Genomic DNA, 14,424 nt, shown 5'->3' with positions numbered 1-14,424 from the left:
CCTTTCAGTGAAAGCTCGGTCTATTACAATACCACTGCTTTTTCTTAGAAGACTCTAAGAAGGCCCTAAATCTGTACTAGGTTTAGGGCTTTTTTCTTTCCTATAGCATTGAAGTAGTACAGAAGCCTTAGCAAAGACGCTTGGTGCTGCTTTAGTCCTCTTTTCCTTGCCGTTTTCGCCAAGGTAAGATCACGTACTTCATCCATAAATGCAGAAAAAGTAAACCGTTAAAAGCAAAACCGGCGAAGATCAGAGTGATCGATTCAATGCTCGTTGGATCATCCTTAAACCCCCAAAACCAAACGATCCAGGCAAGCACGGATAACACCGTGAGTTGATCCATACAGCGTTGACAGCGGCCAATTTTTTTCCAAAACCAATGTTCGCTGCACTCTCCACAAGCCATACGCTTCACCTTAAGCCAAAAGATGTGATTGTCAGTCGGTGAACAACACCGAGTTGCTAAAACATCAAGGAGTATAACTCAGCGCAAGTATGATGCCGAAGCCTGAGTGCAGAGTTAAGGAAAGTTAGAAGTGAATGAATTCAACGGCAAATGCAATCTAATCCAAAAAGCCTGAGGTTGACCTCAGGCTTTGGCATTTTTACCGAAAGAATCGATTCTGAGTGCGCGGGAAATTAACAGCCCGGACCACAATCCAAACAATGTTTGATCATCTCAGGACCTAAGTGTAGCTTCGCGTTTAGATCACGCAGAGCAGTGCGTACTCCTTCCTCAATCACCGGATGGTAGAAAGGCATATCGAGCATCTGAGAAATGGTCATCTGGTTTTGGTGCGCCCAAGCCAGCAAGTGTGCTAAATGCTCAGCATTCGGTCCCATCATCTCCGCGCCAAGGAAACGGCCAGTACCTTGCTCGCCATACACATGCAGCAAGCCTTTGTTGCGCAGCATCACGCGTGAACGGCCTTGGTTTTCAAACGACACTTCACCTACCGCAAAACAGCCACAGTTACCCAGACGCTGAGTCAATTGTTTATAGGTTTCCCCGACCATAGCGATTTGTGGGTCCGAAAACACCGCAGAAATTGGCGAGCGGCGCAAACCAGCACGAATATCAGGGAAGCGGCCTGCGTTATCGCCGGCAATGCGTCCTTGATCTGCGGCTTCATGTAGCAGCGGGATCTGGTTGCTGGCATCGCCTGCAATAAAGATCGACGGTACCGAGGTTTGCAATGTGTAGTGATCTGCTTTGGGGATACCACGCTCATCGAGCGTCACGTTGGTATTTTCCAGAGCCAATTTGTCAACGTTAGGACGACGGCCTGTTGCGGCAAGCACATAATCTACGATGAAGGTTTCTAGCTCACCTTGCTGGTTGATAAATTGGATTTCCACTTTATCACCAGCGATACGTTTCATGCTTTCGACTTTCACGTCTGCATCAAGATAAAATTCTTGTTGGAAAGCACGATTCGCGTAAGCCATGACTTCAGGATCAGTGAGTGGTCCCACTTGGCCGCCTAAGCCAAACACTTTCACTTTCACCCCTAAACGATGTAGGGATTGGCCAAGTTCTAAACCGATCACACCCGGACCAAACACAGCGACCGCTTGTGGAAGATCGTCCCACTCAAATACATCATCGTTGACTACAAGGCGATCACCGAGTTCATTCCATACTGCTGGATAAGCAGGACGTGAGCCTGTTGCAATAACTACACGCTTGGCATGAATGCGAGTGTGATCATCGACTTGCAGCGTATGGTTATCAATAAACTTCGCGTAGCCTGCAATCTTGTCTTGCTCTGGAATGGAATCCACCCCTTCCAGTACAAAACCGACAAAGCGATCACGTTCGCGTTTGACGCGATCCATCACTTCACGACCATTAATGACAATTTCACCTTGTGGGTAAACTCCAAAGCCGGGCGCTTTTTCAATTTGGTGTACGCTTTCTGCGGCAGCAATCAGCAGTTTGGAGGGCATACAACCCACACGCGCGCAGGTGGTGCCGTAAGGGCCGCCTTCAATCATCACCACATTCTGAGTGTAAGCTTTCGCTGCACGATAAGCGCCAAGGCCAGCTGTGCCACCGCCGATAATGGCGACGTCAACGTGAATCTGTTTCATTATGGTTCCTCAATCGGTTTTATTGGTCTGCAGGAGAGTGAGGCTCCCTAGCGGGAGCCTTCGGAGCTTATTGATTTAGGTAGACTTCTAAGTCATCGCTACCACCAATGTGCTTACCACCGATAAACACTTGTGGCACCGTGGTGCGGCCAGAAACAGCGCGCAGGCTCACGGTGGTGGCGTCTTTACCTAAAATCAGCTCTTCATACTGTAGACCGGCATCAATCAATGCTTGTTTCGCCTTGGCGCAATAAGGGCAACCTGGCTTAGTGAAAATGGTCACTGATTCTTGCACCTTGTATTGAGGGGCAATGTATTTGAGCATGGTATCTGCGTCCGATACTTTGAACGGGTCGCCCGGCTCATTCGGTTCGATAAACATTTTTTCTACGACGCCGTTTTTAACCAGCATGCTGTAGCGCCATGAGCGTTTACCAAAGCCAAGATCATTTTTATCTACCAGCATGCCCATGCCATCGGTAAATTCACCATTACCATCAGGAATGAAGGTGATGTTGTCGGCGTTTTGGTCATCTTTCCAAGCATTCATCACGAAAGTATCGTTCACCGATACGCACAGAATGCTGTCGACACCATGTTCTTTAAAGACAGGAAACAGCTCGTTGTAGCGCGGCAGATGAGTGGATGAACATGTTGGAGTAAAGGCACCCGGCAAGCTAAACACGATAACGGTTTTGCCTTTGAACAGTTCATCGGTAGTCACATTGACCCAAGCGTCACCTTGGCGAGTAGGAAAAGTAACCTGTGGAATAGTTTGACCTTCTTTAGATGTAAACATTGTGTTCCTTATTTGTGAAATTTAATTTTAAATCAATAGGATGTGTTTCATTGTTGATGGCTATTGTTAAAGAAAAGCTTTGATAGCTCTAATCGTTTAATGCTATGGTTTTAATAGATGCATTCTATCTGGGGAAGCTATGAACATTCGTGATTTTGAATACTTGGTCGCATTAGCTGACCACAAGCATTTCCGTAAAGCGGCAGAAGCGTGCTTTGTCAGCCAACCCACCTTGAGTGGCCAGATCCGTAAGTTGGAAGATGAAATTGGAACGACTTTACTTGAGCGCAGTAGCCGCCGAGTTCTGTTTACTGAAGCTGGGCTACAACTGGTTGATCAGGCAAAGAAAATCCTTTCGGAAGTGAAAACGTTTAAAGATATGGCTAATCAGCAAACCGGAGCCATGACAGGGCCATTGCACATTGGCTTTATTCCGACCTTAGGGCCGTATTTGCTGCCTCGGATTATCCCAACACTGAAAGAACGTTTTCCTGAGTTGGAGCTGTATCTGCATGAAGCGCAGACCAGCCAATTAGTGCGTCAGCTTGAAGAGGGCAAACTGGATTGCTTGGTGCTCGCTTCGGTGGAAGAGACGGCACCTTTTAAAGAAATTGAGCTGTATAACGAAGTGATGAGTATTGCCGTACCTTGCGATCATGCTTGGGCTGAGCGCGATGAAGTTGAAATGCTCGAATTGAAAGGTAAAACCGTACTCGCGTTAGGAGATGGTCACTGCTTGCGCGATCAAGCGTTAGGCTTTTGTTTTGCGGCGGGAGCGAAAGATGATGAACGCTTTAAAGCCACCAGTTTAGAAACGTTGCGTAATATGGTGGCGGCGGGGGCGGGTATTACCCTGCTTCCAGAGTTGGCGCTACCGGAAGATAAAACGAAGGACGGTGTGTGTTATTTGCGTGCGGTAAACCCGATCCCTTCTCGTCGTCTCGTATTGGTTTATCGCCCTGGATCGCCTTTGCGTCAACGTTTCGAGCAATTAGCGGCAGTGATCAAACAGCGTCTGCAACAAGCACATTGAGCGAAAGAGAAAATAAAAAAAGAGGCTTTTTATCAGCCTCTTTTTATTTCCATCCCTAAACCACCGCTTTCCGCGGTGGTGATTATTTACGTGAAACTAGAACAGCTCTTCACCTGAGCTGGATGAATAAATCGATTCATTCACATGTTCACTGACGTATTCCGTTGGTTCAGTACCCGCTTCGAAATATTCGAACATAGAACTTGAATCTAGTTTGTTGGTGAGAAGGCCTGAATCACGATCAATTCGGACACGCACAATATTGTCTGGCACAACTTTCTCTTGCACAGGAACACCGTCTAAGGCGAGTGACATAAACTCAACCCAAGCTGGGAGTGCGGTTTTACCACCCGACTCCGCACCAGAAACATCATCTTCGATATTTGGGTTTGGCGCGGTTTTACCTAAGTTGCGGCTGTGATCATCAAAGCCAACCCAAGCAACCCCAACAATGCCGGGGCCATAACCGTTGTACCACGCATCTTTAGAATCGTTGGTGGTACCGGTTTTGCCACCGATATCACGACGTTTGAGTGCTTGTGCGCGCCAGCCCGTACCATTCCAGCCAGTACCTGCACCCCATTCGCCACCACCCCAAATATTGCTGTACAGCATTTCACGAGTTAAAAACGCATTTTGTTCGGAAATGACTTTCTGTGCATACGGGCTTGCCGCATCTTGTTCAGCAAATTCGTTCAGTTCAGAAGTGCATTGGCTATGGCAAACCACTTTAGGCGTAGCACTAAATTCGATCTTACCAAACGGATCTTCAACGCGACTAATGTAGAACGGCTCAACGTAGTAACCATTATTGGCAAACACTGAAAACCCTTGTGCGACTTTGACTGGCGTTAAACTGCCAGCACCTAGCGCAATGGTTTCAGAGCGGGGGAGCTGCTCTAAGTCAAAGCCAAAGCGAGTTAAGTATTCGCGAGTTTCATCCAAACCCACTTCGCGGAGAACACGTACCGCCATTACGTTTTTGGATTGCGCTAAGCCAATTCTCAGGCGTGTTGGCCCGGTATAGGTCGGTGGTGAGTTTTTCGGACGCCACGCAGTGCCTTGGCTTTCATCCCACTGGTTGATCGGCGCATCGTTGATCAAAGTTGCTAACGTCATCCCTTTATTGAGGGCTGCAGAGTAGATAAACGGCTTGATACTTGAGCCCACTTGACGTACTGACTGCGTTGCACGGTTAAATTTGTTGTGTACGAAGTTGAATCCACCCACCAAGGCCAATACGGCACCATTGTCGGGATTCATTGCGATAAATGCCGTGTTGGCATTGGGAACTTGACTGAGCTTCCAGCCATTCAAAGGGCTATCCCCCATGCGTGGACGAACCCAAATTTGTTGCCCTGTCGCTAAAAATTCCGTCGCGCTGCGGGGCTGTGGTCCTTGACGATCATCATTAATAAATCGGCGCGCCCAGTTCATGTCTTCCCAAGCGATGGTTTGTTCACCATAGCTTTTTACCCAAACTTGTGCAGATTTATCGTTAACTTCTAGCACAACAGCAGGGAACATGTCGCCATAAGTAGGTTCATTACTTAAGTAATTCGTCAGTTGTGAGCTGCTCCACGCTGGCTGATTTGCTTTCCACAGCTCTTTTTCTGCACCGCGATAACCATGGCGTTCATCATAAGCCAGTAGGTTATTCACCGCTGCTTGGTTGGCGGCTTTCTGTAACTTGGATTCAACCGTGGTATAGACATTCATACCTGAGGTATAAGCGGCTTCTTCACCATAACGCTCGACCATCCAAGCACGAGCAATTTCTGCTACATAAGGGGCGTTCAGCTCAATTTCGGCACCATGGTATTTTGAGGTGACCGGTTCGGCACGTGCAGCGTCGTATTCGGCTTGAGTGATGTATTTCTCATCGCGCATACGCAGTAACACCACGTTGCGGCGGTTCGTTGCACGTTCTACCGAATAAATAGGGTTCATGGTGGAAGGCGCTTTCGGCAAGCCTGCAATCAGTGCGATTTCGCCTAGTGTGAGATCCTTCACTTCCTTACCAAAATAGGCTTGAGCGGCTGCGCCTACACCATAAGAACGGTAACCGAGGTAAATTTTGTTGAGGTAAAGTTCGAGGATTTCTTGTTTGCTGAGCAGCTCTTCAATATGGATCGCAATGAAAATTTCTTTAATTTTCCGCATCACTTTCTTCTCATTAGAGAGGAAAAAGTTACGCGCTAGCTGCTGAGTAATGGTACTCGCACCTTGAGAAGCACTTCCTGATGCGACTACGGCAAATGCCGCACGAGTGATTCCAATCGGATCAAATCCGTAGTGCTCATAGAAGCGAGAATCCTCGGTCGCAATCACCGCTTCAATTAACTCTTTTGGCATCTCTTCCAGTTTGAGAGGAATGCGGCGCTTCTCTCCAAATTGCGCGATGAGCTTGCCATCTTGACTGAAGACTTGCATCGGAGTTTGTAACTGGACGTCACGTAGAGTGGCGACATCTGGCAACTCTGATTTCACATAAAAATAGAAACCAAAGATTGTTGTGACTCCAAGAATAATGCAAATCAATGAAAATACTAATAAACGCTTTATGAACTTCACCGGAGAATCCCTGTTTAGTTGAGGCTGCACTAATGCAAACCCTTGTACTCTAGGCTAAAACCTTAGCTCGCAAAATATCATCTGCTTATTTACTGAGAAATAGGCATGTCGAGCTGAAACTCTTTACTGGAGCTTAGCCTCATGGGTAAATCATTAGTTACGGGTATTGATATCGGCCACCACAGCATTAAAGCAGTGGTGCTCAAACCTATGGGCGACACCTATGCGCTTATGGGGTATGAGGAGTTGCTCGTTACCGCTGATATTTTCACCGATAATCACACGCTCGATTATCAGAAAATTGTAAAGAAACTCAAAGAACTAAAAAAGGGGTTACCCCTATTTAGTCAGAAAGTCGCGATTGCAATCCCGGATAACGCGGTAATTAGCAAAGTATTACAAATAGATAGCGATCTTGAGCTGCGAGAGCAGGAGTTCGCTATTTATCAGGCTTTTTCCCACCAATCTCCATTTCCCGTTGAAGATCTTAGCCTTGATTTCGTCAAAGTGGCGGAAAAAAATCTCGCACGCAGTAGTACGACGACGTTTCAAGTCTATGCCACTAAGAAAGAAGTGGTTGAAAGCCGCTTACAAGCCAGTAAAAAAGCAGGTTTTGAGCCGATCTTAATGGATGTGCAAGTGCACAGTTTGTTGCATCTATGGCAGTTGGCTAGCCGCGCGTATCGCCGTGCGGACTGGATGCTGATTGATATTGGACACACACAAAGCTCTTTGTGTTTGGACTTTCCAGACAAAATGCCTTTTTACAAAGATGTGCCACTAGGAACTCGATTGGTCGATTTAGACTCTGCCAGCCCTGCCATACTCAATCCTCCCCAGTTGCAGGACTCGTCACAGCGTTTTATCAATGAGTTGGTGGATAAAGTGGCGCGTCAAATCCAACTGTTTACGTCGGTGCATGGAACACAAGGCCTCAGTGGCTTATGGCTATCAGGCGGTGGTGCGGCGATGGAGGGATTGCCAGAAGCGTTGTCCCAGCGTTTATCTTTGCCTTGTGAAGTGCTGAATCCTTTTGCGTTGTTCAAAATGCAGGTCTCAAAACGTAAACGCCAAGTGGTTGATGGTCAGCGTTTTAGCACTGCAGCAGGGCTCGCTTTGCGTGGTTTAGCATGGCTGGAGAGTGAACATGCTGCATAACATTAACTTATTGCCATGGCGAGATGAGCGGCGCGAAGCACATAAACGGCGCTTTTTGGGGTTAGTGATTTTAGGCGTGCTGTTGGCAGTATTGATGCAGTTTGGTGCTGGAGAATATTTAAGTGGTCAGGTCGCCAAACAACAAGAACGGATTGGTTATTTGAAACAACACATCTTTTCGTTGGATCAGCAAATCGCCAAACTCAAAGTGACGGAAGAGGAACACAAGGCATTGTTGACTCGCCTCAATGTTGTTGAGCAGCTACAGCAAAAACGCAATAAAACCACGGACTTTATGAATCAGATGCCGCTGCTGATCCCTGAAGGCGTGTACGTCGATAAGATCAAAATGAATGGGCATGAAATCGAGATCACGGGGATCAGTGACTCTACAGCTCGCTTAGCGACCATGCTCGACAACTTAGAAAAATCCCCCAAGCTCAGTGACGTAGAAATGCATGAAATTGTCTCGGGTAACAAACGCTTTGGTAAGCAATTTCAGAGCTTTAAAGTTTCCTTTCAATTCTTGAGGTCAGACTCGACACAAGGTGGGACGAATAATGGCTAGTTTTCAAGAGTTAGAACTGGACGAAATGGCAGAATGGCCGGTGTTACCCCAATTGTTGGTGATCTTGCTGCTGATGCTATTGGTGCAAGGCGCAGGATACTGGTTTTATCTGATGCCCAAACAAGATGAGATCGCAGCACTCAAGCAGGAGGAAGAAACCGTCAAAGCCACGTTACGCATCAAAGCGAACAAAGTGGCTGCTTTACCACAGATCCAAGCTCAATTGGATGAATTGAATGAGCGTTACGATTTCTTACTACGCCAACTACCAGTACAAAAAGAGCTAGCCAGTATGCTGGCATCGGTAAACCAACTTGGTCTGGATAATTCCCTAACATTTACTCGGATTGATTGGGGGGAGCGTCAGGCTCAAGAGTTTTTGTATCGCCTTCCTCTCAATATTGAGCTGACTGGGAATTATCACGATATCGGAGATTTTTCCGAGGCAATCGCCAAGTTACCGCGGATTATCAACTTCGATGACATCGATTGGCAGCGGGTTAGCCAAGAAAGTAGCACGCTGCATTTTCGGGTAAAAGCCTACACCTATCAGTTTAAGCAGGAGGTGGAAGATGAAAAATAACCGGTTCTGGCTGCCACTGATGGTGATGTCGCTGTTGGTGGGATGCAAAGCGAACCAAGACGATTTGGTGGGGTTTGTCGCTCAGGTTGAGCGGGATGCGCGTAAGGATGTCAGCAAACTCAAGCCGATTTTGGAATTTCAAGTGACGACTTACCAAGAGCGTAAAGCGCGTGAGCCGTTTGTGTTGCCCAGAGAAGCCTTGGTGCAAAGTCAACCTGTTGTTAAAGCCGACTGTTGGCAGCCCATGCCTCGGGCGAAAAATGGTCCTCTGGAACATTACCCACTCAGTCAATTGCGCTTAAAAGGTGTGATGAGTAGCGGTGGCTCCATCTCTGCGCTGGTTCAAACACCAACCGGTAATGTGGTGAAAGTAAAAGCAGGACAATATCTAGGTAACAATAATGGAAAAGTAACCCGTGTTGATGATAACTATTTGTTAATTAATGAAACCTTGCCTGATGGCTTAGGGTGTTGGAATCAGCGTAACGTCAAGCTGGCTTTAAAATAATAGGTTGAAGTATAGAGATATAACGATGAGAAATGGATTGAAAACTTATGTCGCACAGGCTTGGCTGACCTTATGGGTTGGTTTGGTGCTTTGTGCTGCTTCCGTAGCGCATAGCGCGGAGTCGGCTTCTACCAATCAACTGCAAAATATTGATTTTCGGGTCAATAAAGACAAAGCCGCAGTGCTGATTGTGGAGTTGGCTTCCCCCTCTGTTGTCGTGGATGTTCAAAAAGTCCAAGAAGGGCTGAGTATTGAACTGCTAAAAACGGATGTGGCAGATGACAAACTTTACTTATTGGATGTAAAGGACTTTTCTACGCCAGTGCAAAGCATAGAAGTGTTCCGCAAAGAACCCAGCACTCAATTGATTGCGACCATTGATGGTGAGTTTAAACATGACTACAGCTTGAAAGGAAAATATTTGGAGGTGGTGATCAGTAAGCTTAAAGCGGATGAAAAACCACAGCCGAAAAGTATTCTAGAGAAAGAAGGTAAGCTCATTTCAATTAACTTCCAAGATATTCCAGTGCGTAACGTGTTGCAGCTGATTGCCGATTATAACGGCTTCAACTTAGTAGTATCGGACTCGGTGGTCGGTAACCTGACGTTACGCTTGGATGGGGTACCTTGGCAGCAAGTTCTCGACATTATCTTGCAAGTTAAGGGCTTAGATAAGCGTGTTGATGGTAACGTTATTCTCATCGCACCCAAAGAAGAACTGGATTTACGAGAAAAGCAGGCCTTAGAGAAAGCGCGTTTAGCGGAAGAGCTGGGTGATTTAAAATCAGAAATCATCAAAATCAATTTTGCTAAAGCTTCAGATATCGCCGCCATGATCGGGGGAGAAGGTAACGTTAACATGCTCTCTGAGCGTGGTTCGATCAGCATCGATGAGCGTACGAACTCACTGTTGATCCGAGAGTTACCCGATAATATTGCCGTGATCCGTGAGATCATCGAATCGCTGGATATTCCGGTTAAGCAAGTGCAAATTGAAGCACGTATCGTCACCGTCAAAGAAGGTAATTTGGATGAGCTGGGTGTGCGTTGGGGCGTAATGTCAACCAATGGCAGTCATTCGGTCGGCGGGAGTATTGAAAGTAACTTATGGCAACAAGGGCTTTTGGCTGACGATAAGTTTCCGGTCGATCAGTTCTTAAACGTCAATTTGGCATCCACATCAGCGAACGCTTCCTCCATCGCTTTCCAAGTGGCTAAGCTAGGGTCCGATACCTTGTTGGATTTGGAGCTCTCCGCATTACAAAACGAGTCGAAAGCAGAAATTATCTCTAGCCCCCGTTTGATTACGACCAATAAACAGCCTGCGTACATCGAACAGGGTACTGAAATCCCGTACCTTGAGTCCTCATCGAGTGGGGCCTCTACGGTATCGTTTAAAAAAGCGGTATTGAGCTTGAAAGTTACCCCACAAATTACACCTGATAACCGTCTGGTGTTGGATTTGAGTGTGACTCAGGACCGCCGTGGTGAAACGGTGAAAACCGGTACAGGGGAAGCGGTCTCGATCGACACTCAGCGTATTGGCACACAAGTGTTAGTGAATAATGGAGAAACTGTCGTCTTAGGTGGCATTTTCCAACACAGCATCAATAATTCAGTGGATAAGGTGCCATTGCTTGGAGACCTGCCAGTTTTGGGGGCGCTATTTAGACGAACGTACGAGCAAATGGGCAAAAGTGAGCTGTTGATTTTCGTCACGCCGAAAGTGGTCATTCAATAACTTAGCGTGTGTGTAACAAGCGAACAAAAATTAAAGTTGCAATAGTGGCACCATATCTAGATAATTTCGGGTCTTATCACGAAATATCGGTGAGGAATAGGTGCCACAAGCATTCCTATGGTTGGCTGATGTCCAACAACTCTTGTGGCGATGTCATTGAATTAACGTTGTAAATTACTGCTGAACATGGCTGAGAAACGCAATATTTTCCTTGTTGGCCCTATGGGCGCTGGCAAAAGCACAATTGGTAGACACCTAGCTCAACAACTGCACATGGAGTTTATCGACTCTGATACGGTTATCGAAGAACGTACCGGAGCGGATATCGCATGGGTGTTTGATGTTGAAGGTGAAGAAGGCTTCCGCAAGCGCGAAGAGGCCGTCATTAATGATCTAACCGAGCAACAGGGTATCGTACTGGCGACGGGTGGTGGCTCAGTAATTAGTAAAGAGAACCGCAACCGACTGTCTGCTCGCGGTATCGTTGTATACCTTGAAACTACTATCGAAAAACAATTGGCACGTACCAATCGCGATAAAAAGCGCCCACTACTGCAAACCGATTGCCCACGCGATGTGTTAGAACAATTGGCAGAAGATCGTAATCCTCTGTATGAAGAGATTGCCGATATCACGGTACGTACCGACGATCAAAGTGCAAAAGTGGTAGCCAACCAGATCGTAAAAATGCTAGAAGAACACATAATGTAATGTTTCTTCGAATTGGAGTGCAAAACCATGGAGCGGATTACGGTCAACTTAGGTGAACGTAGCTACCCAATCTCAATCGGTGCCGGATTGTTTACCAATCCGGCCCTTCTTTCCCTTTCTGCTAAGCAGAAAGTGGTGATCATCACCAATCAAACCGTCGCCCCTCTCTACGCGTCCGCGATGACAGCTTTACTGGATCAAATTGGTTGCCAGCATGCCTTGCTTGAGCTTCCCGATGGTGAACAGTACAAAACACTCGAAACCTTTAATACCGTGTTGAGCTTTTTGCTTGAGCACAATTACAGCCGAGATGTGGTGCTTCTTGCTCTTGGTGGTGGTGTGATTGGCGATTTGGTCGGTTTTGTTGCCGCTTGTTATCAACGTGGCGTCGATTTTATTCAGATACCGACCACGCTGTTATCACAAGTGGATTCATCGGTTGGTGGCAAAACGGCAGTCAATCACCCCTTAGGGAAGAACATGATTGGCGCTTTCTATCAACCGAAAGCGGTCGTGATTGATACTCACTGTCTAGCCACTTTACCTACGCGCGAATTTGCCGCTGGCATGGCGGAAGTGATCAAGTACGGCATCATTTACGACCAAGCGTTTTTCTACTGGTTAGAAGAGCACATGGATGCGTTGTATGCGTTGGACGAGCAAGCGTTGACTTACGCGATTGCACGTTGTTGCCAGATCAAGGCTGATGTTGTAGCCCAAGACGAGAAAGAATCAGGGATCCGCGCTCTGCTCAATCTCGGTCATACCTTTGGCCATGCGATTGAAGCTCATATGGGGTATGGTAACTGGCTACACGGTGAAGCCGTGGCGGCTGGTACGGTGATGGCAGCAAAAACCGCTTGGTTACAAGGTCTTATCGATCACGTTCAGTTTGAGCGTATCGTCGCTATACTGAAAAAAGCACAACTGCCGATCCGCACACCGGACGACATGACCTTCACTGACTTCATGCAACACATGATGCGCGACAAAAAAGTCTTGGCGGGTGAACTGCGTTTAGTGTTACCGACTAGCATCGGTACTTCTGAAGTGGTGAAAGGTGTGCCAGAAGCGATCATCTCACAAGCTATTGAATACTGTCGCACGGTATAAACTAGGTTGTTGCAAATCATTTTGAATTTTGACCATTGTCATAGGATGGCCCAATGAGTTTGGCACATGAACTGGATTTAGAGTCACAAACTGAGTTATTGGAGCGGCTACAATTGCTGACCCGCTTTGGTTCTAACTTGGTGAATGTTTGTGGTCGCCAAGGCGCGGGCAAATCTTGGCTAGCGCAGCGCTTTTTAGAGGGTTGGGCACAAGATAAAAACCAGTCGTTACTCATGTGTCATCCGAATCAAAATGATGAGCAACGCCGTGTCACTGTCTTGTCACAGCTTTTTTCTGAGCCATTGTATAACCCGAAAGATTCATTAGCCGAGAGTTTTGCTCGCCTGTTTGAGGAGCAAAGCTGTGATATCGCGATTGTGGTCGATGATGCGCATCTGCTATCCGAATCATTAGTGTCTGAGTTGTGGATGCTGGTGTTAGAAGCCCAAGCGAACCCTCGTTGGAACGTCAATGTGGTGCTGTTTGCTCAAGACAATGGTCTGGATGCTTTGCTGACGCGGCTAAGTTATGGGCAAGAACATAAACCGGTCGATTTAGAAATTGAGATGCTCTCCGAAGAGGAAGCGGATCGTTTATTCGAAAATCGAGTCATGCGCTATGTTGATCCGCAACTTGAGCGTAAAGTGCGTAATGCTTATAAAAAAGTGAATCCGTTACCGGGGGAAATTATGGCGTTGGCGGAAACGAAAAATGAAAAACGGGTGGTGATCCGCTCGATTATCGGTTCACCGTTTAATATTGCTCTGGTTGTGTTGCTACTGCTGTTGCTACTTGGTGGTGGCTACTGGTGGCTGCTCTCTAAACCCGTACCGGAAGAGATGCAGACCACGGAAAGTGCTACCGGTGAGCAAACGGCGATTCCTACACTCAATTCAAATGCCAGTGCCGGCGATCCTACTCAAGAAGGCAGCGCTGCCAATGGTGAGCCAGATTCAACGACTCATGGTCAAGGAAGTGGTGCGGATGATGATACGGCCGCTTTACCGCCGGATGTAGTTGATACTACCGCTAGTGTCGGTATTGAGGATGATGGTAAGCGCGTGGTGATCAATTCTGATGTTGTGGATGCCTTGCTGCAAGGCAAAGTAGAGGCCACCGATACTTCAGCGATCAATAACGTTGTTGAGTCAACGCAAGCGGTGACTGAGTTGAAAACCAAGACGCTAGAAACAGCCCCGGCTCAAGCGTCGCAGTCTAAACCGGTGAGTTTTTCTTTTGCGCGTGATGAGCTAAAAGCCATGTCGCCGCGCAGTTACACTTTGCAGTTGGCGGCCATGAATTCGATGCAGGATGTTCAAGCATTTCTTGATGAGCATAAGCTGCAAAATAAAGTGTATATCTACCCAACTCAACGCAATGAGGTTGAGTGGTTTATTGTCACCATGGGTAATTATCCGACCATCCAAATGGCGCGCGATGCTTCAGAAAAACTCTCTGCACCGTTACAAGCACTTGGCCCTTGGGCAAAATCACTTAGCCAAGTACAGCGGGAAATTGAGCGTAAGAAATAAACCTGAGCTT

General features: G+C 47.0%; 13 protein-coding genes. 9 read left to right on the top strand and 4 right to left on the bottom strand.

What is annotated here, in order from left to right:
• Positions 1-151: 151 nt before the first annotated feature.
• The 3 genes from MKA69_RS03230 to MKA69_RS03220 all read right to left on the bottom strand — a co-directional run bounded on the left by MKA69_RS03230 (position 152) and on the right by MKA69_RS03220 (position 2,893).
• A complete protein-coding gene (locus MKA69_RS03230; protein WP_000742073.1) occupies positions 152-406 on the bottom strand; it encodes a DUF3624 domain-containing protein in 255 nt (84 codons plus the stop codon).
• 233 nt (positions 407-639) lie between these two features.
• A complete protein-coding gene (locus tag MKA69_RS03225) occupies positions 640-2,094 on the bottom strand; it encodes a dihydrolipoyl dehydrogenase (protein WP_305847493.1) in 1,455 nt (484 codons plus the stop codon).
• Positions 2,095-2,161: 67 nt separating this feature from the next.
• Positions 2,162-2,893, bottom strand: coding sequence for a glutathione peroxidase (locus tag MKA69_RS03220; RefSeq protein ID WP_198301215.1), 732 nt, complete (start codon positions 2,891-2,893; stop codon positions 2,162-2,164).
• 139 nt (positions 2,894-3,032) lie between these two features.
• Between MKA69_RS03220 and oxyR the strand changes: the two genes are divergently transcribed.
• A complete protein-coding gene (gene oxyR / locus MKA69_RS03215; protein WP_001025913.1) occupies positions 3,033-3,926 on the top strand; it encodes a DNA-binding transcriptional regulator OxyR in 894 nt (297 codons plus the stop codon).
• A gap of 96 nt (positions 3,927-4,022) precedes the next feature.
• On the opposite strand, the gene MKA69_RS03210 is transcribed toward oxyR, so the two are convergent.
• Complete coding sequence (locus tag MKA69_RS03210) at positions 4,023-6,500, bottom strand: penicillin-binding protein 1A (protein ID WP_305847492.1); 2,478 nt, start codon at positions 6,498-6,500, stop codon at positions 4,023-4,025.
• Between the two features lie 141 nt (positions 6,501-6,641).
• Between MKA69_RS03210 and pilM the strand changes: the two genes are divergently transcribed.
• From pilM to MKA69_RS03170, 8 genes are all read left to right on the top strand, one after another.
• Complete coding sequence (pilM, locus tag MKA69_RS03205) at positions 6,642-7,658, top strand: type IV pilus assembly protein PilM (protein ID WP_305847491.1); 1,017 nt, start codon at positions 6,642-6,644, stop codon at positions 7,656-7,658.
• Complete coding sequence (locus MKA69_RS03200; RefSeq protein ID WP_000903040.1) at positions 7,648-8,226, top strand: PilN domain-containing protein; 579 nt, start codon at positions 7,648-7,650, stop codon at positions 8,224-8,226. The genes pilM and MKA69_RS03200 overlap by 11 nt, the downstream gene beginning before the upstream one ends.
• Entirely contained in the window at positions 8,219-8,809 is a 591-nt protein-coding gene (locus tag MKA69_RS03195; protein ID WP_000135851.1) for a type 4a pilus biogenesis protein PilO, read from the top strand. Before MKA69_RS03200 ends, MKA69_RS03195 begins: the two co-directional genes overlap by 8 nt.
• A complete protein-coding gene (locus MKA69_RS03190; protein WP_095469632.1) occupies positions 8,799-9,317 on the top strand; it encodes a pilus assembly protein PilP in 519 nt (172 codons plus the stop codon). The genes MKA69_RS03195 and MKA69_RS03190 overlap by 11 nt, the downstream gene beginning before the upstream one ends.
• Positions 9,318-9,342: 25 nt before the next feature.
• On the top strand, positions 9,343-11,058 hold the full coding sequence (locus MKA69_RS03185; RefSeq protein ID WP_055029207.1) for a type IV pilus secretin PilQ: 1,716 nt from the start codon (positions 9,343-9,345) through the stop codon (positions 11,056-11,058).
• A 186-nt stretch (positions 11,059-11,244) separates the two neighbouring features.
• Positions 11,245-11,769 carry a shikimate kinase AroK gene (gene aroK, locus MKA69_RS03180; RefSeq protein WP_000818614.1) on the top strand — a complete coding sequence of 175 codons (525 nt, stop codon included), beginning with the start codon at positions 11,245-11,247 and terminating at the stop codon, positions 11,767-11,769.
• Between the two features lie 27 nt (positions 11,770-11,796).
• Positions 11,797-12,882, top strand: a complete 1,086-nt coding sequence (gene aroB / locus MKA69_RS03175) for a 3-dehydroquinate synthase (RefSeq protein ID WP_305847490.1) — start codon at positions 11,797-11,799, stop codon at positions 12,880-12,882.
• 53 nt (positions 12,883-12,935) lie between these two features.
• Positions 12,936-14,414 carry an AAA family ATPase gene (locus MKA69_RS03170; protein ID WP_305847489.1) on the top strand — a complete coding sequence of 493 codons (1,479 nt, stop codon included), beginning with the start codon at positions 12,936-12,938 and terminating at the stop codon, positions 14,412-14,414.
• Positions 14,415-14,424 lie beyond the last annotated feature (10 nt).

Origin of the sequence: Vibrio sp. AH4, assembly GCF_030710545.1 — a bacterium.
Classification (GTDB): domain Bacteria; phylum Pseudomonadota; class Gammaproteobacteria; order Enterobacterales; family Vibrionaceae; genus Vibrio; species Vibrio metoecus.
The sequence above is the reverse complement of the archived record's forward strand: the minus strand, read 5'-3'. Positions and strand labels throughout refer to the sequence as shown.

What these genes read in the sequence shown, in the direction of transcription:
- MKA69_RS03230 (WP_000742073.1), bottom strand. Translation starts at nt 406, where the DNA reads ATGGCTTGTGGAGAGTGCAGCGAACATTGGTTTTGGAAAAAAATTGGC.
- MKA69_RS03225 (WP_305847493.1), bottom strand. Translation starts at nt 2,094, where the DNA reads ATGAAACAGATTCACGTTGACGTCGCCATTATCGGCGGTGGCACAGCT.
- MKA69_RS03220 (WP_198301215.1), bottom strand. Translation starts at nt 2,893, where the DNA reads ATGTTTACATCTAAAGAAGGTCAAACTATTCCACAGGTTACTTTTCCT.
- oxyR (WP_001025913.1), top strand. Translation starts at nt 3,033, where the DNA reads ATGAACATTCGTGATTTTGAATACTTGGTCGCATTAGCTGACCACAAG.
- pilM (WP_305847491.1), top strand. Translation starts at nt 6,642, where the DNA reads ATGGGTAAATCATTAGTTACGGGTATTGATATCGGCCACCACAGCATT.
- MKA69_RS03200 (WP_000903040.1), top strand. Translation starts at nt 7,648, where the DNA reads ATGCTGCATAACATTAACTTATTGCCATGGCGAGATGAGCGGCGCGAA.
- MKA69_RS03195 (WP_000135851.1), top strand. Translation starts at nt 8,219, where the DNA reads ATGGCTAGTTTTCAAGAGTTAGAACTGGACGAAATGGCAGAATGGCCG.
- MKA69_RS03190 (WP_095469632.1), top strand. Translation starts at nt 8,799, where the DNA reads ATGAAAAATAACCGGTTCTGGCTGCCACTGATGGTGATGTCGCTGTTG.
- MKA69_RS03185 (WP_055029207.1), top strand. Translation starts at nt 9,343, where the DNA reads ATGAGAAATGGATTGAAAACTTATGTCGCACAGGCTTGGCTGACCTTA.
- aroK (WP_000818614.1), top strand. Translation starts at nt 11,245, where the DNA reads ATGGCTGAGAAACGCAATATTTTCCTTGTTGGCCCTATGGGCGCTGGC.
- aroB (WP_305847490.1), top strand. Translation starts at nt 11,797, where the DNA reads ATGGAGCGGATTACGGTCAACTTAGGTGAACGTAGCTACCCAATCTCA.
- MKA69_RS03170 (WP_305847489.1), top strand. Translation starts at nt 12,936, where the DNA reads ATGAGTTTGGCACATGAACTGGATTTAGAGTCACAAACTGAGTTATTG.